This window comes from Pseudomonas sp. ICMP 460, assembly GCF_002723595.1.
In the GTDB taxonomy this organism is placed as follows: Bacteria; Pseudomonadota; Gammaproteobacteria; order Pseudomonadales; family Pseudomonadaceae; genus Aquipseudomonas; species Aquipseudomonas kitaguniensis.
This window is the reverse complement of the sequence record NZ_LKBR01000068.1, coordinates 194,754-215,349: the sequence shown is the minus strand read 5'-3', so window position 1 is coordinate 215,349 and position 20,596 is coordinate 194,754. Positions and strand designations below refer to the sequence as shown.

General features: G+C 59.6%; 23 protein-coding genes and 1 riboswitch. Of the genes, 12 read left to right on the top strand and 11 right to left on the bottom strand.

What is annotated here, in order from left to right; genetic code table 11:
* Positions 1-233: 233 nt before the first annotated feature.
* Positions 234-1,508: a uracil-xanthine permease family protein gene (locus tag AO240_RS26015; protein ID WP_058414310.1), complete on the bottom strand. Its 1,275-nt coding sequence runs from the start codon at positions 1,506-1,508 to the stop codon at positions 234-236.
* A gap of 2 nt (positions 1,509-1,510) precedes the next feature.
* Positions 1,511-2,149, bottom strand: a complete 639-nt coding sequence (upp, locus tag AO240_RS26010) for a uracil phosphoribosyltransferase (RefSeq protein ID WP_058414309.1) — start codon at positions 2,147-2,149, stop codon at positions 1,511-1,513.
* Between the two features lie 165 nt (positions 2,150-2,314).
* Between upp and AO240_RS26005 the strand changes: the two genes are divergently transcribed.
* Positions 2,315-2,872, top strand: coding sequence for a hypoxanthine-guanine phosphoribosyltransferase (locus tag AO240_RS26005; protein WP_058414308.1), 558 nt, complete (start codon positions 2,315-2,317; stop codon positions 2,870-2,872).
* A 3-nt stretch (positions 2,873-2,875) separates the two neighbouring features.
* Positions 2,876-3,343 carry a WbuC family cupin fold metalloprotein gene (locus AO240_RS26000; RefSeq protein ID WP_099240353.1) on the top strand — a complete coding sequence of 156 codons (468 nt, stop codon included), beginning with the start codon at positions 2,876-2,878 and terminating at the stop codon, positions 3,341-3,343.
* Positions 3,344-3,366: 23 nt separating this feature from the next.
* On the opposite strand, the gene AO240_RS25995 is transcribed toward AO240_RS26000, so the two are convergent.
* Positions 3,367-4,557, bottom strand: coding sequence for a M20 aminoacylase family protein (locus AO240_RS25995; protein ID WP_099240351.1), 1,191 nt, complete (start codon positions 4,555-4,557; stop codon positions 3,367-3,369).
* A gap of 165 nt (positions 4,558-4,722) precedes the next feature.
* Between AO240_RS25995 and AO240_RS25990 the strand changes: the two genes are divergently transcribed.
* Positions 4,723-5,010 carry a PA4642 family protein gene (locus AO240_RS25990; RefSeq protein WP_099240349.1) on the top strand — a complete coding sequence of 96 codons (288 nt, stop codon included), beginning with the start codon at positions 4,723-4,725 and terminating at the stop codon, positions 5,008-5,010.
* Positions 5,011-5,087: 77 nt separating this feature from the next.
* Here AO240_RS25990 and mqo read toward each other — a convergent pair whose 3' ends face one another.
* The 3 genes from mqo to AO240_RS25980 form a co-directional block, all read right to left on the bottom strand.
* Positions 5,088-6,596, bottom strand: a complete 1,509-nt coding sequence (gene mqo, locus AO240_RS25985) for a malate dehydrogenase (quinone) (protein WP_099240347.1) — start codon at positions 6,594-6,596, stop codon at positions 5,088-5,090.
* A complete protein-coding gene (locus AO240_RS28775; RefSeq protein WP_158231403.1) occupies positions 6,597-6,773 on the bottom strand; it encodes a hypothetical protein in 177 nt (58 codons plus the stop codon). It abuts the gene before it with no gap.
* A 546-nt stretch (positions 6,774-7,319) separates the two neighbouring features.
* Positions 7,320-7,553: a hypothetical protein gene (locus tag AO240_RS25980; protein WP_058414303.1), complete on the bottom strand. Its 234-nt coding sequence runs from the start codon at positions 7,551-7,553 to the stop codon at positions 7,320-7,322.
* A 182-nt stretch (positions 7,554-7,735) separates the two neighbouring features.
* Here AO240_RS25980 and AO240_RS25975 point away from each other — a divergent pair, with 182 nt between their 5' ends.
* The gene (locus AO240_RS25975; protein ID WP_058414302.1) at positions 7,736-8,320 is read left to right on the top strand and encodes a YajG family lipoprotein; all 585 of its coding nucleotides are present in this window, start codon (positions 7,736-7,738) and stop codon (positions 8,318-8,320) included.
* 56 nt (positions 8,321-8,376) lie between these two features.
* Here AO240_RS25975 and AO240_RS25970 read toward each other — a convergent pair whose 3' ends face one another.
* Positions 8,377-8,586 carry a hypothetical protein gene (locus AO240_RS25970; RefSeq protein ID WP_058414301.1) on the bottom strand — a complete coding sequence of 70 codons (210 nt, stop codon included), beginning with the start codon at positions 8,584-8,586 and terminating at the stop codon, positions 8,377-8,379.
* A 183-nt stretch (positions 8,587-8,769) separates the two neighbouring features.
* On the opposite strand from AO240_RS25970, the gene AO240_RS25965 reads away from it, so the two are divergent.
* Entirely contained in the window at positions 8,770-9,027 is a 258-nt protein-coding gene (locus AO240_RS25965) for a hypothetical protein (RefSeq protein WP_099240345.1), read from the top strand.
* Positions 9,028-9,272: 245 nt separating this feature from the next.
* On the opposite strand, the gene AO240_RS25960 is transcribed toward AO240_RS25965, so the two are convergent.
* Positions 9,273-10,436 carry a 1-acyl-sn-glycerol-3-phosphate acyltransferase gene (locus tag AO240_RS25960; RefSeq protein ID WP_177445870.1) on the bottom strand — a complete coding sequence of 388 codons (1,164 nt, stop codon included), beginning with the start codon at positions 10,434-10,436 and terminating at the stop codon, positions 9,273-9,275.
* A gap of 130 nt (positions 10,437-10,566) precedes the next feature.
* Between AO240_RS25960 and AO240_RS25955 the strand changes: the two genes are divergently transcribed.
* The 4 genes from AO240_RS25955 (at position 10,567) to AO240_RS25940 (ending at position 12,620) form a co-directional block, all read left to right on the top strand.
* Entirely contained in the window at positions 10,567-10,749 is a 183-nt protein-coding gene (locus tag AO240_RS25955) for a CPXCG motif-containing cysteine-rich protein (RefSeq protein ID WP_099240341.1), read from the top strand.
* An 11-nt stretch (positions 10,750-10,760) separates the two neighbouring features.
* The gene (locus tag AO240_RS25950) at positions 10,761-11,021 is read left to right on the top strand and encodes a putative signal transducing protein (RefSeq protein WP_058414297.1); all 261 of its coding nucleotides are present in this window, start codon (positions 10,761-10,763) and stop codon (positions 11,019-11,021) included.
* 36 nt (positions 11,022-11,057) lie between these two features.
* Positions 11,058-11,678, top strand: coding sequence for an SOS response-associated peptidase (locus tag AO240_RS25945; protein ID WP_058414296.1), 621 nt, complete (start codon positions 11,058-11,060; stop codon positions 11,676-11,678).
* A 123-nt stretch (positions 11,679-11,801) separates the two neighbouring features.
* Entirely contained in the window at positions 11,802-12,620 is an 819-nt protein-coding gene (locus tag AO240_RS25940; RefSeq protein WP_058414295.1) for a M48 family metallopeptidase, read from the top strand.
* A gap of 173 nt (positions 12,621-12,793) precedes the next feature.
* Here the strand turns inward: AO240_RS25940 and AO240_RS25935 are convergent, their stop codons facing one another.
* From AO240_RS25935 to AO240_RS25925, 3 genes are all read right to left on the bottom strand, one after another.
* Entirely contained in the window at positions 12,794-13,378 is a 585-nt protein-coding gene (locus AO240_RS25935; protein ID WP_058414294.1) for a TMEM165/GDT1 family protein, read from the bottom strand.
* An 88-nt stretch (positions 13,379-13,466) separates the two neighbouring features.
* A riboswitch (yybP-ykoY riboswitch) is annotated at positions 13,467-13,585 on the bottom strand.
* A gap of 51 nt (positions 13,586-13,636) precedes the next feature.
* Positions 13,637-14,635 carry a class I SAM-dependent methyltransferase gene (locus AO240_RS25930; protein ID WP_099240339.1) on the bottom strand — a complete coding sequence of 333 codons (999 nt, stop codon included), beginning with the start codon at positions 14,633-14,635 and terminating at the stop codon, positions 13,637-13,639.
* Positions 14,636-14,666: 31 nt separating this feature from the next.
* Positions 14,667-15,632 (bottom strand): 2-hydroxyacid dehydrogenase, encoded by a 966-nt coding sequence (locus tag AO240_RS25925; RefSeq protein WP_099240337.1) that lies wholly within the window; start codon positions 15,630-15,632, stop codon positions 14,667-14,669.
* Between the two features lie 84 nt (positions 15,633-15,716).
* On the opposite strand from AO240_RS25925, the gene AO240_RS25920 reads away from it, so the two are divergent.
* The 3 genes from AO240_RS25920 to AO240_RS25910 all read left to right on the top strand — a co-directional run bounded on the left by AO240_RS25920 (position 15,717) and on the right by AO240_RS25910 (position 20,582).
* Positions 15,717-16,349 (top strand): LysE family translocator, encoded by a 633-nt coding sequence (locus AO240_RS25920; protein WP_099240335.1) that lies wholly within the window; start codon positions 15,717-15,719, stop codon positions 16,347-16,349.
* 354 nt (positions 16,350-16,703) lie between these two features.
* A complete protein-coding gene (locus tag AO240_RS25915; protein WP_099240333.1) occupies positions 16,704-18,386 on the top strand; it encodes a fatty acid--CoA ligase in 1,683 nt (560 codons plus the stop codon).
* A 333-nt stretch (positions 18,387-18,719) separates the two neighbouring features.
* The gene (locus tag AO240_RS25910; RefSeq protein ID WP_058414289.1) at positions 18,720-20,582 is read left to right on the top strand and encodes a DUF1302 domain-containing protein; all 1,863 of its coding nucleotides are present in this window, start codon (positions 18,720-18,722) and stop codon (positions 20,580-20,582) included.
* The last annotated feature ends 14 nt before the right edge of the window (positions 20,583-20,596 follow it).

Sequence of the window (20,596 nt, the reverse complement as noted above, 5' to 3'; positions counted from 1 at the left end):
GGCACCGAGTGGTGGGGCGAGGACCTTTTGGTTACTTTTGGCTGGGCCGGCTTCCGGTCCTTTCAAAAGTGACCCGCTGTAAGAGCGGAACCGATATAAGCCATAAACTCAACAACGGATATGCACTCAAAACCCAAGCCACAAACCTAAATAAACTTTAATAGCAAAAACAATAGCTTATTTGTAGTTTGTCAGGAAGTGGCTTGCTCCCACATTTGGTTTCGCGGCGTCAGTTACAGCAGCGGCTCATCCGGCTTTTTGTTCTTCCAGCCGTCATTGCCCGGCAGCAGCAGGTTCAAACCAATCGCCACCACCGCACACAGGGCGATGCCCTTGAGGCCGAAGTCATCCGGGCCGGTGCCGGTGCCGACCAGCACACCGCCAATACCGAATACCAGCGTCACCGACACAATCACCAGGTTGCGCGCTTCGCCGAGGTCGATCTTGTGGCGGATCAGCGTGTTCATGCCCACCGCCGCAATCGAGCCGAACAGCAGGCACAGAATGCCGCCCATCACCGGCACGGGGATGCTCTGCAGCAGTGCGCCGAACTTGCCGATAAACGCCAGGCTGATGGCAAACACCGCCGCCCAGGTCATGATTTTCGGGTTGTAGTTCTTGGTCAGCATCACGGCGCCCGTGACTTCGGCGTACGTGGTGTTCGGCGGGCCGCCAAACAGGCCGGCGGCCGTGGTGGCAATGCCGTCACCCAGCAACGTGCGGTGCAGGCCCGGCTTTTTCAGGTAGTCGCGACCGGTCACGCTGCCCACCGCAATTACACCGCCAATGTGTTCAATGGCCGGGGCCAGGGCCACCGGCACGATAAACAGAATCGCCTGCCAGTTGAACTCCGGCGCGGTGAAGTGGGGCAGGGCGAACCAGGGCGCGGCGGCGATCTTCGCCGTGTCGACCACGCCGAAGTAGAACGCCATGGCAAAGCCGACCAGAACGCCGGAGATGATCGGCACCAGGCGGAAAATACCCTTGCCGAATACCGCCACGATCAGCGTGGTCAGCAGCGCTGGCATCGAAATCAGCATCGCCGTCTGGTAATGGATCAACTCGGCACCGTCGCCGGATTTACCCATCGCCATGTTCGCGGCAATCGGCGCCATGGCCAGGCCAATGGAGATAATCACCGGCCCGATGACTACTGGCGGCAGCAGCCGGTCGATAAAACCGGTGCCTTTGATCTTCACCGCGAGGCCCAGGAAGGTATAAACGAAACCGGCCGCCATCACCCCGCCCATGGTCGCCGCGAGGCCGAACTGGCCTTTGGCGAGAATGATCGGCGTGATAAACGCAAAGCTCGACGCCAAAAACACCGGCACCTGACGCCCGGTTACCACCTGGAACAGCAACGTGCCCAGGCCCGCGGTGAACAGTGCAACGTTTGGATCCAGACCGGTGATCAGCGGCATCAATACCAGCGCGCCAAATGCTACGAAGAGCATTTGTGCGCCAGACAGGATCTGGCGCCAAAGCGGGTCATTGAAATCATCCTGCATGCTCACGCGTCCTTCTGCTTGGTGCCGAAGATCTTGTCACCGGCATCGCCAAGGCCCGGGATGATGTAGCCGTGTTCGTTGAGGCGCTCATCAATCGAGGCGGTGTAGATTTGCACGTCCGGGTGGGCTTTCTCGACGGCGGCGATGCCTTCGGGCGCAGCCACCAGCACCATGGCGCGGATGTCTTTGCAACCGGCCTTTTTCAGCAGGTCGATCGTGGCAACCATGGAGCTGCCGGTGGCGAGCATCGGGTCGATGATCATTGCCAGGCGCTCGTTGATTTCCGGGACGAGTTTTTCCAGGTAAGTGTGTGCCTGCAAGGTTTCTTCATTGCGGGCAACGCCTACGGCGCTGACTTTGGCACCCGGAATCAGGCTGAGTACGCCTTCGAGCATACCGATGCCGGCGCGCAGAATCGGCACCACGGTAATTTTTTTACCGGCGATTTTCTCGACCTGGACGGTGCCGGCCCAGCCAGCAATCTCGTAGCTTTCCAGGGGCAAATCTTTGGTGGCTTCGTAAGTGAGCAGCGCTCCGACTTCCTGAGCAAGCTCACGGAAGTTCTTGGTGCTAATGTCGGCGCGGCGCATAAGGCCGAGTTTGTGTCGGATCAGCGGGTGGCGGATCTCGCGAGTGGGCATGGGAAAGGCTCCGGCGGCGGGCAAAAAAACCGGCTTAGATTAATCTATCCGAGGGTGTTGTCCTATAGACATCTAGTACGTTAGTCCATTAAGGCTTGAACGTTACGCCTCACATGCGTACCTTTGCCCGCTTTTCTTGCCACAGCATCCACCTTGGAGAGCGCCATGTCCGCTGATCTCGAGCATATCCGTCAAATCATGCGCGAGGCTGACTGCCTGTACAGCGAAGCGCAAGTCGAAGCAGCGATCGCCAAGGTTGGCGCGCACATCACGCGTGAAATGGCCGACACCAACCCGGTGGTCTTTTGTGTGATGAACGGTGGCCTGATCTTCGCCGGCAAATTGCTCACGCATCTGCAGTTCCCGCTGGAAGCGTCCTACCTGCACGCGACGCGTTATCGCAACGAAACCACCGGCGGCGACCTGTTCTGGAAAGCCAAGCCGGAAGTCTCGTTCATCGACCGCGATGTGCTGATCATTGACGACATCCTCGATGAAGGTCACACCCTGGGCGCGATCATCGACTTCTGCAAACACGCCGGCGCGCGCAACGTGCACACCGCCGTGCTGATCGACAAAGACCACGACCGCAAAGCCCGGCCCGACCTAAAAGCCGATTACGTGGGCCTGCCGTGCATCGACCGCTACATCTTCGGTTATGGCATGGACTATAAAGGCTACTGGCGTAACGCCAATGGCATCTACGCCGTTAAAGGAATGTAATTGATGGTGCGCTTTCTTGATCAGACCCTGTTTGCCGAACTGGCCGAGAAGGCCACCGAAAGCCCGCGTGGCCGGCATCATCACAACTTTCACCAGATGGAAGAGCCGTGCCATCGCCTCGCCGTCGCGCTGCAGCCGAGCACTTATGTGCCGCCGCATCGGCACCTGAGCGCAGACAAGGCGGAGTCCTTGCTGGTGCTTAAGGGTAGCCTGGGTTTGTTGGTTTTCAGCGAGACCGGCGAAGTGCTCGCCAAGCGCGTGATGCAAGCGGGTGGCGAGTGCGCTGGTGTCGATTTGCCGCCGGGCGTGTTCCATGGCCTGGTGGTGCTTGCGCCCGACACCGTGATGTTCGAATGCAAGGCCGGGCCGTACCGGCCGGTGGGCGAGGGCGAGTTGGCTGACTGGGCGCCGCGCGAAGGCGATAGCGGCGTTGCCGAGTATGCGCGCTGGATGCGTGCCCAGTTCGATTGAACCATCGGCTGAGTCGCCGGCAGTTATCGTGGTAGCCCTTGCTCCACCAATGAGGCCAAAAGCCCGGCACCCAGGGCGATAACGTTGTCGTTAAAGTCGTAGCGGTCATTGTGCAGTTGGCAATGGCCTGCGCCGTCGCTTTGCGCGCCACCCTGGCCGAGGTAGATGTAGGCGCCCGGACGGGCCTGCAGCATGTACGAAAAGTCTTCGGCGCCCATGGTCAGCGGCTCATTGCACCTGACGTTTGCGCTGCCGACCACGCTACGTGCAACGTCGGCGGCAAACAGTGCCTCTTTGGTGTGGTTAACCGTTGCCGGGTAACCGCGCTGGTAGTGAAAAGTCAGTGTTGCGCCGAACGCCGTCGCGACAGACCGGGCAATTTCACCCATTCGCCTTTCGAGCAGGTCGCGGTTGGCCTCGGTAAAGCTGCGCGCGGTTCCAATCATCTTCACGTGGGCCGGGATCACGTTATTGGCTGAGTGCTGGCTGGTTTCCAGGCTGGCGACCGTGATGACACCGGCTTCCAGCGGGTGCAGGTTGCGGCTGACGATGCTCTGCAAGGCGACGACAATATGGCTGGCGACCAACACCGGGTCGATGGCCATATGCGGGATCGCCGCATGCCCGCCGCGACCGATCACCACCATTTCAAAGCTGTCTGACGCGGCTTCCACTGGGCCGGGCTGCACCGCAATCACACCGGCCGGGTAGTCCGGGTTGTTGTGCAGGGCGTACACCGAATCTACCGGGAAGCGTTCGAACAAGCCTTGCTCTATCATCACCTGTGCACCGCCGCCGCCTTCTTCGGCGGGCTGGAAGATCACCACCGCAGTGCCGCTGAACTGGCGTGTTTGCGCAAGGTAGCGGGCCGCCGCCAGCAGCATGACCGTGTGCCCGTCATGGCCACAGCCATGCATCAGGCCGGGGTGCACCGAGCGATGCGCGAACTCATTGGCTTCACGCATCGGCAGGCAATCCATGTCGGCTCGCAGGCCCATGCTCGGGCCAGGTTTGGCGCCCTGAATAACCCCTACGACACCGGTGCCCGCCAGCCCCAGGTGAACTTCAATGCCCAGCGCCTGCAAAAAGGTCGCAACAATTTTTGAGGTCCTGTGTTCATCAAAGCCCAGTTCGGGGTGAGCGTGCAGGTCACGCCTCAGTGCGGTGAGTTCTGCAAGGTAGGGTTCGATGGCCGCGACTGGATTCAAAGGCATTTTTGGATTCTTCTTGTTTTGGATGAGCGCAAACGCTACAGGTTGCGAAGGGTACAGGGCGCAAGGTAGTGCAACCAAACGTGTCTGCTACCGGCGCCTACACAAGCTCGCGCCCCGCAGGTAGACTTCAAGCCCCGTGTAAATGTCTGCAGGCTGGAGTCGGTAATGCGTAAAGATAAGCAACAGGTGATTGGTGACGAGATCGGCGACGATCAAATCAAGTTGTTCCTGGCTTTCGAGCCGGTTGACGCGACTTCACCGTCCCTGCACAAACTGATCAAAGCCTACCGTGGCCTGCGTATCGATGACTTTGAGCGTTTCCTGGGCTTTTTCAGGGAAGCCGGCCTGGACCTCGACGGCAAAGACGAACAGGGCCAGACGTTTGTTGAACTGATCAAGGACCAGCGCAACGCCGCCGAGTACATTGAGCTGATCGAAAAAGCCCGCGGCTGATTCCCGGGCATAAAAAAACGCCCGACGCTCATCACGAGCGCCGGGCGTTTTTTATTGCCTTCCCGCAGGAGGCAGCCTCAAGCGTAGCTTTCGGCCTCGTTGCTTTGCTCAACCAGTTCCAGGCTGATGTTGTTCTGCGCGTTAACCTTGCGATACAGCTCTGCATCGGTTTCCAGCAGTTTTTCGCGCGCCGGGAAAATCTCTTGCAGCTTGGCCGCCCACTCACCGGCAGTTTTGCCCGGGAAGCAGCGCTCGATCAGTTCCAGCATGATCGACACGGTGACCGATGCGCCGGGGGAGGCGCCCAGCAGCGCTGCCAGCGAGCCGTCTTTGGCCGCGACCAGCTCGGTGCCAAATTGCAGCACGCCGCCTTTTTTCGGGTCTTTCTTGATGATCTGCACGCGTTGGCCAGCCACTTCGAGGCGCCAGTCTTCAGCTTTCGCTTCGGGGTAGAACCGGCGCAGCGATTCCAGGCGCTGTTCCATCGACTGGCGCACTTCGCTGACCAGGTACTTGGTCAGGTCCATGTTGTCGCGGGCCACGGCCAGCATCGGGCCGATGTTACCGGCGCGAATCGACAGTGGCAGGTCGAGGAACGAGCCGTGCTTGAGGAACTTGGTGGTGAAACCGGCATACGGTCCGAACAGCAGGGACTTTTTGCCATCAACCACACGCGTGTCCAAATGCGGCACGGACATCGGCGGCGAACCCACCGCAGCCTGGCTGTAGACCTTGGCCTGGTGGTGTTTGACCACTTGTGGGTTATCGCAACGCAGCCACTGGCCGCTGACCGGGAAACCGCCAAAACCTTTGCTTTCTTCAATGCCCGAGGCTTGCAGCAGCGGCAGCGCCGCGCCGCCGGCGCCGAGGAAGACGAACTTGGCGTCGATTTCACGGCTGTCGCCAGTGTTGACGTCCTTGATGCTCACGGTCCAGCCCGCGCCGTTGCGGGTGAGGCCCGTCACGCGTTTGTTGTACTTGACCTGGGCGTCCGGCGCGCTGCTCAGGTGGCTGAGCAACTGATTGGTGAGTGCACCAAAGTTGACGTCGGTGCCGTTCATCACGCGGGTGGCAGCGATTTTTTCGTCGAGCGGGCGGCCCGGCATCATCAGCGGCATCCACTCGGCCATCTCGCTACGGTCTTCGGTGTAGTGCATGTCCGAGAACGCATGGTGCTGGCTGAGGGTTTCAAAACGCTTCTTGAGGAAGGACACGCCTTTTTCGCCCTGCACGAAACTCAGGTGCGGCACCGGGCTGATAAAGGATTTGGACGAGCCAAAGGTGCTCTTTTTGGTCAGGTACGCCCAGAACTGCTTCGACACCTCAAACTGAGTGTTGATGTGCACCGCTTTTTTGATGTCGATGGAACCGTCGCCCGCCTGCGGGGTGTAGTTCAGCTCACACAGGCCGGCGTGGCCGGTACCGGCGTTGTTCCACGGGTTGGAACTTTCCGCGGCACCCGAATCCATCAGCTCAACGACTTCCAGCGTAAGGCCGGGGTCGAGCTCTTTAAGCAGTACGGCCAGGGTGGCACTCATGATGCCGGCCCCAACCAGTACTACGTCGACTGCTTCGTTATGCGCCATTTAACGCGTCTCCAAAATCTGCAGCACCAAATTGTCGGCATGGCTGCCAGGAGTGACAGGGCGGTTCACGTATTGCCCCAGGTTACCCATGGCCAGGATCGCCATGTCCGATTCGCAATTCTTTGCAACTTCAGCGCACGCGTCCTGCCGGGCTAATTTGCCTATGAACGCATTCATGGGCGCCTGTGGCAATTCGACTTATGGTCAACGCGTGCGATTTGTGCAATCAATCCGTAGCGGACATGCTCAAGCTCCGGTTTTTGAGGCGTGCTCGGTCCTGTGTGGTTGGGCTGTTCCAGACGCTGATGGTGCTTGTACAAACGCCAAACTATTCATTTGCTCGCCACACTCTTGTGAAGTTGTGAAAACCCGTTTTTTCACGCTCTTTTGAAGACGTGAACCTCAAAAAAGGGCTGCCCAGCCTGGCACCTGGCCCGCAAACCTCTGCCGACGCGCGGCAAAACGGGCAAACAACTCAAGTGGCCGAGCGCAATGGCAGCTCTGGCAGATTCGGTAAAGAGGGGAGGTTTGCAAAAAAACAGCAAGCACGCCAGCTTCACTCGATCTGTGTGGGCGGCTCTCTGTGGGCGATTTTGGGGCTAATGCCGAGGCATTAACGATGCTGCGAGGCCCGATCAGGAGACGTCCTTATAATCGGGGGGAGATTGTAGCGAAGAACGCCGGGGAAATGGGCGTGTTTTATGACTTTTATTAGCGCTGCGGTCAGGAAGCCATCGAGTGTCGGGTTTGCGCGTGCATTACCTTCGGGCTGACCCGGGCACTCGTCGGCAGCGGGCGGTGCATCCAGCCTATGTGAGTCTCCGACACTTCCACCCAGCCTTCGCCGACAGGCGGCAGAGTGCACTGCTTGAACGCCAGGCAATAGCCACGCGCATCAAGCAGCGCGTAGTTGCGGTGACGAGGATGTTGCATAAACAATGACTTGAGAAGGCGCATGGCGGTGTACCTGTTTCGTTACATGCTCAGAGCTTGTCAGTCTGCCATGACACTCGAATGACGGATTTATGCGAAATTGTAATTTGAGCATCGCTTCAGCCTGCGTTCAGGATGGCTGGTGAGTGGCGCGCGTGCACCGTTATACTGGCGGCCTGTTTGCATCTAGTCCTGGAGAAATGAGTATGTTGCAACGCCTGTTGTTTGGTTTGATCACTGTGACCAGTTTGACCCTGGTTGGCTGCGCCAACAGCCCGCAACAACTCAGCCCGCAACCTAAAGTCACCGCACAGTTGGCGGCCGTGGGCCACGGCCAGCCAGTGTCGGTGCGGGTAGTGGATGGTCGCCCGTCGCCGACCCTGGGTTCGCGTGGCGGCCTGTACCCGGAGACCGCGCTTATTTCGGTGACCGGCCAGGATGTGCTGCCCAAGCTGCAAGCCCAGGCTGAAGCCGCCGTGCGCCTGCTGGGGTTCACCCCAACCAACTCGCCGGGCGCGCCGCAATTGACCGTCACCCTGGCCGAACTCAAGTACCAGTCGCCCAAACAGGGCCTGTATGTGACTGAAGCGTCTATCGGCGCGACGTTCAAGTCTGACGTCAGTGCCGGCACCCGTCGCTACAGCGGCCGTTATGCTGCCTCGCTGAATCAGCGCTTCGGTATGTCGCCTAACGAGGAGACCAATACCAAGTTGGTCAGCGACGTGCTGAGTGACGCCCTGACTCGCCTGTTCAAAGACCCGAGCATCGGCCAGTTGCTCAGCGCGCAGTAACCGCTGCAAAAAAACCGGGCTCAGCAATGAGCCCGGTTTTTTTACGCCTGGCGCTTTCAGGCAGCCGTTTCTACGTAGAAGTCCAGCATGCTTACGCCCGTCAGCAAATCCAGCTCCGGCAGGTCGGCATGTTGGTGCCCGCCGAGTGCGCAATAGACCAGCCAGTGGCGATCCTGAACGTTGAATGCGAGGCCGCCGACCAGCGCTTCCTGCTCATCGTTTTGGGCGATCAGATACAGCCGATCCTGGTTTTGCGCATGCAGCATGACAAGCTCCCGAGCGTTCGAAGGGCAACAGAGTGGCTTGTTAAGGTGACGTTCAGGTGACGCTGTAAATTACTCGATACATTATTGGCGAGTGGGGGATGGAGCGTTTAAGTGGAGGGACGCCACTATCGTTCAGGTTTGTATCTGAATCGATACCCAGACACTGATGCACCGAGGTTTGCGATGGCGCTGTCCGCACTGCTGATTAATGCTGTGGCTTTATTGGTAGCCTGCCCAGGGGCAGCGCTGCTGTTTGTGACGCGTTTGCGTGAGCAACGTGCGATGGCGGAGTTGACCGCGCAGAGTGAAGAGCGCGCGATTGATCAGCCGATGTTGTTTCTGGATGTGCGTACCGAGCGGGCGCACCGGTTGGCTTACCGCGTGGGGTTTGCTTGCCTTGGGCTGGCGCTGGTGGTGTCCTGGATTAGTGCGCACCTCTGAGGGCGCTGCACAAGCCATGATCGTTCCCACGCTCTGCGTGGTAGAGCGCCGCTCTGGGCGGTCCGCGTCCCGTTGGGATGCAGGCCGCTTGGTACATCAGGTGTACCGAGTGGATGCTATCGCGAGCAAGCCCGCTCCCACACAAGCCCGCTCCCACATAAGCCCTCTCCCACACAGGCTTGCTCCTACACAGGCCTGCACCTACAGAGGCTTGCTCCTACACGGGCCTGCGCCTGCACGTTTGTTTACAGGGCTAGCCCTGCCTTCACCCGGTACTGATTACGCACGGGCGTGGCGTATTGCACCACCAGATACGGCCGATGCTCGGGCGGGCACTGGTTCAAGCGCCGCTCCCACTCCGCTGTCGCCTTGGCCAACTCGTCGGCCGGGAATACGTCGGCTGCGCTGGGCACCTGCAATTGCGGTTCGGCGTCGCTCCACTGCGCGTACGCCAGGTAGTGCACCGGGAATAACCGATAACCGCCGAGAATCTGCCGATCCATTTCTATGGCCAGCAGCTTGGTGTCTTCAAAACGCTCGGTGATCGGCGGTGCAAAGTTCACGTGCACGCGGCCCTTGTAGCCGGTGATGCCCAAGGCAATGCTCACATCGTCCTCGCCGGGCGCTTTGCTGTAGGTGCCGGTGGTGGCGCGGATATACAGCTCGCGGGCCTTTGCGGTGTCGCACGGGTCGTATTCGTAGCTGATCGACACCGGCGTCAGGTTCAACGACTGGATCACCTCGGCGAACGGCTCGTCTTTGCGGCTGACGTGGAACATCTTGAGGATCGCCGACTCGGTGCGGTCATCGCCATCCTTGGCACGGCCTTCGGCCTGGGCTATCCAGATCGACTGGCAATCGTTGCGGATCGAATGGTTGATATAGGCCGACAGCAAATTGAACGCCGCCATTTTTTCCTTTCGCCCAGTGATCGAGCGGTGCACGATAAAACTCTTGTTCAAGCGCATCAGGTCGCTGACAAATGGCTTTTGCAGCAAATTGTCGCCGATCGCGATGCGCGGTGTTGGCAGGCCAGCGTGGTAGACCGCGTAGTTGACGAAGGCCGGGTCCATCACGATGTCGCGGTGGTTGGCCAAAAACAGGTACGCGGTGCCCGACTTGAGCTGCTCGACGCCGGTGTAGGTCACCCCGTCGGTGGCACGGTCGATGGTGTGGTCGACGTAATACTCGACTTTGTCCTGTAGGGTCGCCACCGTGGTGACGCCGGCGAACTCACGGCGTAACTTGCGCGCGATCATAGGCTTGAGCAACCAGCCCAGGGCGCCTGCGAACCGCGGGAAGCGGAAATGGGTCAGGATGTCTAGAAAGGCCTTGTCACTGAACAGCCGTGCCAGCACTGCCGGGACTTCGCTGTCGTTGTAAGGTCGGATGGTATCGAATTCGCCCATCATGCTCTCTTGTTAGAAACGGCTAGGGTAAGTAAAGGAAATATCGGCATGCGGCAAAAGTTTGGCTCTGCCGGGAATAGCCCTGTAAATAGACCGGCGATTATACGCACAAGTCACTTGGGAGACCGTGATGCTGGAAACCGAGCCGTACGATTGTCCTTATTTTGGTGAGCCCGCCGAGGCGGTGTTGGACCTTTCTGGTGGCGATCAGTCATACATAGAAGACTGCCCGGTGTGTTGCCGGCCGATTAATTTCACCCTGCAAACGGATGGGCAAGAATGGATGCTTGAAGTCCGTGCCGAGAACGACTGACAGGTGCGCCTATGCAGCGAATTTACGAACCTGAAAACCTGATGGAAGGCGAGTTGCTGCAACAAATGCTCGCCAGCGAGGGCATCGAGGCACACCTGGTGGGGCGCCATTTGCTCGGTGGCACCGGCGAGCTGCCGATTTTTGGCCTGCTGGGGCTGGAGGTCGGCAACGACCAGGCCGCTTACGCCCGCGAGCTGATCACCGCCTACATCGGTGCGCAGCCGCTGCCTGGCGAAGAACCCGACAGCTTCCCCGACGTGTTGGTCTGTTAGGCTGTCGGTCGGTTTACCCAAGAGTCGTGTTACCCCATGTGTGGACGTTATGCCCTGTTTCGCTGGAACCCCACGTTTGCTGCCTTGCCGGGCTTTCCGGCTGACCAGCAGGCCCAGTGGAACATCTCCCCCAATGATTCGGTGCTGATTCAGCGCGCCACCGACGGTCAGCACACCCTCGCTCGCGCCCGCTGGGGCCTTACGCCGCCGTGGCTGACAGACCTGTCGCGCACCCCGGCTCACGCCCGCGCAGAAACCCTCGCCGAGCAACCGATGTTTCGCGAAGCCTTTCGCCAGCGCCGCTGCCTGCTGCCGGCCAATGGTTTTTACGAATGGCGTGGCACGTTGCGCAAGCGCCCGTACTGGCTGACGCCGGGTGAAGGTTCGACGCTGTTTTTTGCCGCAATCTGGGAGGCGTATCCGGTGCAGGAGCAGGTGTGGCTGAGCACGGCGGTGGTCACCCAGGCCGCGCAGAGTCAGCGCCGGCCATTGATTCTGGATGCGGCGGGGCAAGCGGCCTGGCTGGACCCCGAAACTCCATTGCCGGTGTTGCAGAGCTTGCTGGCGAGTGAGCCGGCGGCGCTGCGCGAGCGCGTGCTGGCGAATATGGTGAATGATCCGAAATTGAATGGCCCGGAGTGTTTGACGCCGGGTTGACAGGTCACGCGTTCAGCCAGCGTGTGCGATGTATCGGTTATTGGGCGGTTACACGTCTTTTGTATCTGGCGCCGATACACATGACCGCCTACGATACGCGCCATGTTTTCAGGGAGCGTGTTCATGAAGAAGTCATTGGTCGTAAGTGGGTTGTGTGCGGCGCTGCTGCTGGCCGGTTGCCAGTCGGTTAATACCACCAGCGGCGGGGCCGTTGGGGTCGAGCGCAAGCAGTACATGTTCAGCATGCTGTCGAGTCAGGAAGTCGACCAGATGTATGCCCAGTCTTATCAAAAGACGTTGGGCGAGGCGAGCGGCAAAGGCATGGTCGACAAAACCAGCGCCAACGCCAAGCGTGTACAGGCGATTGCCGACCGCTTGATCGCCCAGGCGCCGAACTTCCGCCCGGATGCGGCGCAGTGGAAGTGGGAAGTTAACCTGATCAAAAGCGACGAGATGAACGCCAACTGCGGGCCTGGCGGCAAGATCTTCGTGTACAGCGCGTTGATCGATAACCTTAAACTTACCGATGACGAACTGGCTGCGGTGATGGGCCATGAAATCGCGCATGCCCTGCGCGAACACGGGCGTGAAGCCATGTCCAAGGCCTACGGCATCCAGATGGCCAAGCAGGGCGCCGGCGCCTTGTTCGGTCTGGGCCAGGACAGCCTGGCGTTGGCTGATACCGTGGCCAACTACGGCATGACCTTGCCCAACAGCCGCGCCAATGAAAACGAAGCCGACCTGATCGGCCTCGAACTGTCGGCCCGCGCCGGTTACAACCCGAATGCGGCCATCACGCTGTGGAACAAAATGGCCAAGGCCTCGGAAGGTTCGCCGCCGGAGTTCATGAGCACGCACCCGGCTTCCGACAGCCGAATCGCCTCGTTGCAGGCGGCGATTCCGAAAGTGATGCCGCTTTACCAACAAGCCAGCAAGTCCTGACGGCGCGAACGGCAAGCCGCAAGCCGCAAGCTGCAAGCTGCAAGCTGCAAGCCGCAAGCTGCAAGCTGCAAGCCGCAAGCTGCAAGCTGCAAGCTACAAGCCGCAAGAAACGGCGCTGCTTCTTCTTGCAGCTTGCAGCTTAAAGCTTGGAGCTTAGTGCTTGCCGCTTAAAGCTAGATCCAGCCGCTGCTTTGCATGGCTTTGTAGACTGCCACCACGGCCAGGATGAAAAACGCCGTAGCCGCCAGTCGACGGATCAGCGTCAACGGCAGTTTGTCTGCAGCAAAATTCCCCGCCAGAACCACCGGCACGTTGGCAATCAGCATGCCCAGCGTGGTGCCGATGATCACCAGCCACAGCTCCGGGTATTGCGCCGCCAGCATCACCGTGGCGATCTGCGTTTTGTCACCGATTTCTGCGAGGAAGAACGCAATCAGCGTGGTCAGGAACGGCCCGAACTTGCGTGTGGTACTGGCTTCGTCATCGTCGAGTTTGTCCGGCACCAACGTCCACAGCGCCGTGGCGCAGAAGCTCGCCGCGAGAATCCAGTGCAGCACCGCATCCGAGAAGAAGCTGCCGAACCAGGCACCCACGGCACCCGCAGCGGCATGGTTGGCCAGGGTCGCGGCGACGATGCCGGCGATGATCGGCCAGGGTTTGCGAAAGCGTGCGGCAAGGATGAGCGCGAGCAATTGCGTCTTGTCGCCGATTTCGGCCAAGGCAACGACTGCGGTAGGGACGAGCAGAGAATCCAGCATCAGGTAGGTTCCAGGGGCGGGTCGACACGGCTATGACACGTACAGCCTTCCCGCCCCGGGTAAGGTGTGCGTGTCATAGGTCTTGTCAAACCCCGGCCCGTCTGTGCGGACTCCTGGGTCGCATACGCCATGGTCTGTTGACCAAGTATGTTGACGTATGCCGGACGAGCGTGGGCTCGTGGGAGACTACTCCCCTAGGACGGAGCGGATTCTGCCTAGGCAAAATCCATTCGGCAAGCCTTCATTGGGAAAAATATTTCAGGGGCGCTTGGCACGATAAATGCGAAAACCCTGGCCTTGCGCCTTGACTGCGCACACGCCCAAGTGCTCCTCGATCAGCGGTTGGTACTTCAGGAAGCTGTTCGCGACCAGCCGCAGTTCGCCGCCTTTTGCCAGATGTTTGCCTGCTTTTCGCAGCAAGTTCTCCGTTGCTAAATAGTCGGTGTGCACCCCGACATGAAACGGCGGGTTGCTCAAAATCGCGTTCAAACCCATCGGCGCAGCGTCAATCCCATCACCGGTCAACACCTCGGCTTCCAGGCCATTGGCCGCCAATGTCAGGCGGCTGCTGGCAGCGGCGAAGGCATCCACGTCGAGCATCGTGACGGTGTTATGCGGATACCGGCGTTTTACCGCCGCCCCCAGCACGCCGGCGCCGCAACCGAAGTCGAGCAAATGGCCGCTGGGCAATTTATCCAGATGCTCCAGCAACAGCGCCGTGCCGCGGTCCAGCCGGCCATGGCTGAATACGCCCGGCAAGCTCACCACCTTGAGTGGCCCATCGGCCAATGGCACCTCGAAAACTTGGGCTAGGCTTTCCAGTTCGACCGCTTGCGGCGCGTTGGCCACGGTGATCTGCCACAGTTGGCAATGCCGCGCGTTGTCCAGCTTGCGCGGTTTGCCGAAGGGGCTCATCTGCTTGGCGGCGCTTTCGATACCGCTTTTTTTCTCGCCCACCAGGTACAGCTCGGCGCCGGGCAGGCGTGCGGCCAGGGCGTTGAGCAGGTAGTCGGTGAGGTCTTTGGACTTGGGCAGGAAAATCACCGCCGCATCAAATGCCCGCTTGGGCACGTTCACGCCGAACTGGCTGCGCTCGGCGAAGCGCGCGTCGAGCGCCGCCTGATCACCGGCATGCCAGCTCCAGCCGTGCGCATTGGGCAAGCGGCCGAGCAAGTCGTCGGCGGGCAAACCTGCCAGCAGCACGTTGCCTTGAAAAAGGTTGGCCTGACGAAGCAGTACTTCACTGCGCGGATCCATGGTCTGCTCCTTGAAAAAGGGGCGCAGTTTATCAACTGACGACGCGCAGCGGGGCGCCGCTGAAAAAGCCTCGGGCGTTTTCGGCCAATTGGCCGACGATTCGTTGCCGCGCCTCGCGGCTGCCCCAGGCGTTGTGGGGTGTGACGATCAGCCGAGGGATGTCGGCGGCCAGCAGCGGGTTGCCCTGCACTGGCGGCTCCACGCTGAGTACATCGGTCGCCGCGCCGCCCAAATGGCCGCTGCGCAAGGCGTCGGCCAGCGCCTGTTCGTTGATCAAACCGCCGCGCGCGGTGTTCACGACAAACGCGCCCGGCTTGAGCAGCGCCAGCTCACGCGCGCCGATAAAGTCGCGGGTGTGTTCGTTGAGCGGGCAATGCAGGGTCAGCGCATCCACTTGCCCGAGCAATTCGGCCAGCGGCACGCGGTCGGCGCGGGCAGGGCGGCCAGGAATCGCGCCGAGCAGCACGCGCATGCCGAAGGCTTCAGCCAGCCGCGCCACGGCGCTGCCCAGTTCGCCATGCCCGAGCAGGCCGAGGGTTTTGCCTTGCAGCTCGACGATCGGATGGTCGAGCAGGCAGAACTGTTTGGCCTGTTGCCACTTGCCGGCGCCGACGTCGCGTTGATAGTCCTGCAAACGTGTGGCCAGGTTGAGCAACAGCATGATCGTGTGTTGCGCCACCGACGGCGTGCCGTAGCCCTGGCAATTGCTGACGGTAATACCCTGGGCGCGCGCGGCTTCGAGGTCGACGTTGTTGGTGCCGGTGGCCGACACCAGAATCAGCTTGAGTTCAGGGCACGCCGCCAGGGTTTGCGTGGTGAGGGCGATCTTGTTACTGATCACCACGTGGGCGCCTTGCAGGCGCTCCAGCAGATTTTGCGGCGTGGTGTCAGTAAACAACTCAAGCTCGCTGAAGCTGATATGCAACTCGCTGAGGTCGAGGTCGCCCAGGTCCAGCGACGGGTGATCAAGGAAGACGGCGCGGCGATTGTTCGTCATCAACTGTACCTTTTGCGACAGGGTTCGAAGGCGTAATCTGCCGAGCCTATCAGATGGGTTAATCCGTTACGCAAAGGAGTGAGCATGTACGCCACCGAGTTTTTGACCGTAGCCTTGATTCACTTGTTGGCGGTGGCCAGCCCAGGTCCCGATTTCGCCGTGGTGGTGCGCGAAAGTGTGACCCATGGTCGCCGCGCCGGAACCTGGACCGCGCTCGGCGTGGGTTCGGCGATTTTCCTGCACGTGGGCTACTCGTTGCTCGGTATCGGTTTGATCGTGTCGCAATCAATCGTGTTGTTCAATGCGCTGAAATGGGCGGCGGCGGCGTACCTGCTGTACATCGGCTTCAAGGCCCTGCGCGCGCAGCCGGCCAAACCTGTCAACGAAGGTGACTTGCAGCTTGAAGTGGGCGAGCGCACCCCGCGTGGCGCGTTTACCGCAGGTTTTGTGACTAACGGTTTAAACCCTAAAGCCACGTTGTTTTTCCTGTCGCTGTTCACCGTGGTGATCAACCCGCACACGCCGCTGGCGGTTCAGGCCGGTTACGGTGTGTACCTGGCGGTGGCGACGGCGTTGTGGTTCTGCCTGGTGGCGATGTTATTCAGCCAGCAGCGCGTGCGTGCCGGGTTTGCGCGGATGGGGCATTGGTTTGATCGAACCATGGGCGCGGTGTTGATTGCCATTGGGGTGAAGCTGGCGTTTACCAGCATGAAATGAGTGGCGCCCTGGCGGTGGGTCAGCCAAGTATTTTTCAACGCCCGAAAGCCGACCCAATCCCCCAAGCAGAACTCGGTCAAACTGTGGGAGGGGGCTTGCTCCCGATGGCGGTGGGTCAGTCAATTCATGTATCAACTGTAAAACTGCTATCGGGAGCAAGCCCCCTCCCACACAAAGCAAAAATCTGCTGTGTACTGCACACCCGCTTTTGATCTGCTTTAGCCCTGGATAATGGCGCAAAGCTAGCATTCATTGGGGTCTGCAAATCATTCCTTTGGCTGATTTAGCCGAAACATAACGTCTCTAAAGTGAGGTGCTTCACGCCAAGACGTGCCGTCATAAAAAGGGATTCCTATGTTGCAGACTCGTGTTATCCCACCCGCCGAAGGCGCTTACCAATACCCGCTGTTGATTAAACGCCTGCTGATGTCCGGGGCCCGCTACGAGAAAACCCGTGAAATCGTCTACCGCGACAAACTGCGCTATTCCTACCCGACACTGATCGAGCGGGTCGCCCGTTTGGCCAATGTGCTGACCGCAGCCGGGGTCAAGGCCGGTGACACCGTCGCGGTGATGGACTGGGACAGCCACCGGTACCTGGAATGCATGTTCGCCATCCCGATGATTGGCGCAGTGGTCCATACCATCAACGTGCGCCTGTCACCGGAACAAATCCTCTACACCATGAACCACGCCGAAGACCGCTTTGTGCTGGTTAACAGCGAGTTCGCGGGGCTCTACCAGGCCATCGCCGGGCAATTGACCACGGTGGACAAAACCCTGCTGCTGACCGACGCTGACTCCAAAACCTGCGAGCTGCCCAACCTGGTCGGCGAATATGAAACCCTGCTGGCCGCCGCCAGCCCGCAGTACGACTTTCAGGATTTTGACGAAAACTCGGTCGCCACCACCTTCTATACCACCGGCACCACCGGCAACCCCAAGGGCGTGTACTTCACCCATCGCCAGCTGGTGCTGCACACCCTCGGCGTGGCGACCATCATGGGCAGCATCGACAGCGTGCGTCTGTTGGGCACCAACGATGTGTACATGCCAATCACGCCGATGTTCCACGTGCATGCGTGGGGCCTGCCGTACGTGGCGACCATGCTCGGTTTGAAACAGGTTTACCCCGGCCGTTACGACCCGGAATACCTGGTGGAGTTGTGGCGCAAGGAAAAGGTCAGCTTCTCTCATTGCGTGCCGACCATTCTGCAAATGCTGCTCAACGCCAAGGCTGCGCAAGACGTCGACTTTGGCGGCTGGAAAATCGTCATCGGCGGCAGTGCGCTCAACCGCTCGTTGTATGAAGCGTCCAAGGCACGTGGCATTCAGCTGACCGCCGCGTATGGCATGTCCGAGACCGGGCCGCTGGTGTCGTGCGCTCACCTCAACGAAGAACTGCTGGCCGGCACCGAAGACGAACGCACCAGTTACCGCATCAAGGCCGGCGTGCCGGGGCCGTTGGTGGAAGCGGCGATCGTCGACGGCAACGGTCACTTCCTGCCCGCCGATGGCGAGTCTCAAGGCGAGTTGGTGTTGCGTGCGCCCTGGCTTACCGAAGGCTATTACAAAGAACCGCAGAAGGGCGCCGAGTTGTGGGCCGGTGGCTGGATGCACACGGGCGACGTGGCCACCCTCGATGCGTTTGGCGTGATCGATATTCGCGACCGCATCAAGGACGTGATCAAGACGGGCGGCGAATGGATCTCTTCACTGGCGCTTGAAGACCTGGCCAGCCGCCACCCGGCGGTACGCGAAGTAGCGGTGGTGGGCATCGCCGACCCGCAATGGGGCGAGCGCCCGTTTGCGTTGCTGGTACTGCGTGATGGCCACGTGATAGGTGCTCGCGAGCTTAAAGAACACCTCAAGCCGTTTGTCGAACTGGGCCATTTGAGCAAGTGGGCGATTCCAAGCCAGATCGCCGTTGTTACTGAAATTCCCAAGACCAGTGTAGGAAAACTCGACAAAAAACGTATCCGTATCGACATCATTGAATGGCAGGCCAACAACAGCACGTTCCTCTCCACGCTATGACACAGCGCAGCGTGCCCTTTTGGGCACGCACTGCTCTATCTCGCGCCTTCACTTGTGATTTTAAAATTTTCAGCCATCCTTCTCGCGTCGACCTTCGTCGGCGTGGCGAAAGGGCTGTGGCAGACGGGTTGGTGATGCAAATCACACTTTAGAGGGATCAAGCGATACCCCCTGCTGGCTATAGTCCCAACCAGAGTTTTGCAAGGATGTTGCGCTTCGGGCCATGGGGGCCTGGTTGCCGAGCGGCATTGGAATAGTTGTATTCCGGCTGTTACATGCATCCACGAAGCAAAAACTCACTGCCATAACAATAATGCACATGGAGTAGCGTCGATGACCTCAGTAAACCAGTTCTGGCGCCGGGCAAAACTGCCCCTGGCCGTCAGTCTCGCTTCTACGCTCGCCGGGCCCGCATTCGGCGTCAGTTTTAATATCGGTGAAATCGAAGGCAGCTTCGACTCATCCCTGTCGGTGGGGGCGAGTTGGTCGACTGCCGGTCGGAATAAAGACCTGATCGGTGCCAACAACGGCGGCAAGGGGTTATCGCAAACGTCTGATGACGGTCACTTGAACTTCGACAAGGGTGATTCCTTCTCGAAGATCTTCAAGGGTATCCATGACCTTGAATTGAAATACGGTGACACCGGCGTGTTCGTGCGTGGCAAGTACTGGTATGACTTCGCGCTTCAAAACGAAGACCTGGATTTCAAAAACGTCAGCAACAACAACCGCAAAGAGGGCGCCAAGTCGTCTGGCGGGCAGATTCTTGATGCGTTCGTCTACCACAACTACAGCATCGCCGATCAGCCGGGTAACGTGCGCTTCGGCAAACAAGTGGTGAGCTGGGGTGAAAGTACGTTCATTGGTGGCGGTATCAACTCCATCAACCCGATTGACGTGTCCGCGTTCCGTCGTCCGGGCGCCGAGATCAAGGAAGGCTTGATTCCGGTCAACATGTTCTATGTGTCGCAGACCCTTACCGACAACCTGTCGGCCGAGGCGTTTTATCAGTTGGAATGGGACCAGACCGTAACGGATAACTGCGGTACGTTCTTTTCACAGCCCGACATCGTTTCCGACGGTTGCTCCAACAACCTTAGAGTGTTGAATAAACGCTCGACTATCCCGGCGGCATTTTTGCCGGCACTGGCAGCGCGCGGGGTTGATATAAACAATGAAGGTGTCCTGGTGCGACGCGGCGCTGACCGTGACGCGCGTGACAGCGGCCAGTGGGGCGGTGCGCTGCACTACAATTTCGAACCGCTCGATACCGAGTTCGGCGCGTTTTTCATGAACTATCACAGCCGCGCGCCGATTTTCAGCGCACAGGGCGCTTCCCGCGCTGCGTTCGCCAGCGCCGCGCAATTAGGCCAATTAGCGCCGCTGGTGGTGGCGGGTAACTCCAACTACTTCATCGAATACCCGGAAGATATTCGCCTGTACGGCTTGAGCTTTTCCACAACCTTGCCCACCGGCACCGCGTGGAGCGGTGAGTTGAGCTATCGCCCGAACGCGCCGGTACAACTGAACTCCACCGACATTCTGTTTGCGGGCGTGAAACCGCTTGGCGGTCCGGTATTGGGCAATGCTTCGCTGCTCAACGGCGTCCCTGGCCAAGACTTGCACGGCTATCGTCGCAAGGAAATTACCCAGTTCCAAACCACGTTTACGCACTTCTTCGACCAAGTGATGGGCGCTACTCGCCTGACACTGGTAGGTGAAGTCGGCGTGACCCATGTGGGCGGTCTGGAAAGCAAGTCTGACGTTCGTTACGGCCGTGACCCGGTGTTTGGCCCAGGCACTTTGCCGAATGGCGCGTGCGCTGCGTTGAACACCTCTACCGCTAACGGTGCGGGCCTTCCCAATTCCAATGGGCTGAACACCAACTGCAATAACGATGGCTTTACCACGGCAACTTCCTGGGGCTATCGCAGCCGTGCCATCTGGGAATACCCGGACGTGTTCGCCGGTGTAAACCTTAAGCCCAACGTTGCGTGGTCCCACGACGTCAAAGGCTACTCGCCAGGCCCTGGCGGCAACTTTGAAGAGGGCCGCAAGGCCGTCAGCATGGGCGTCGATGCCGAATACCAGAACACCTACACCGTTAGCCTGAACTACACCAACTTCTTTGGTGGCAAGTTCACCACCGTGGATGACCGTGACTTCATCGCTTTGAGCGCCGGTGTGAACTTCTAAGCACACTCTTTTCA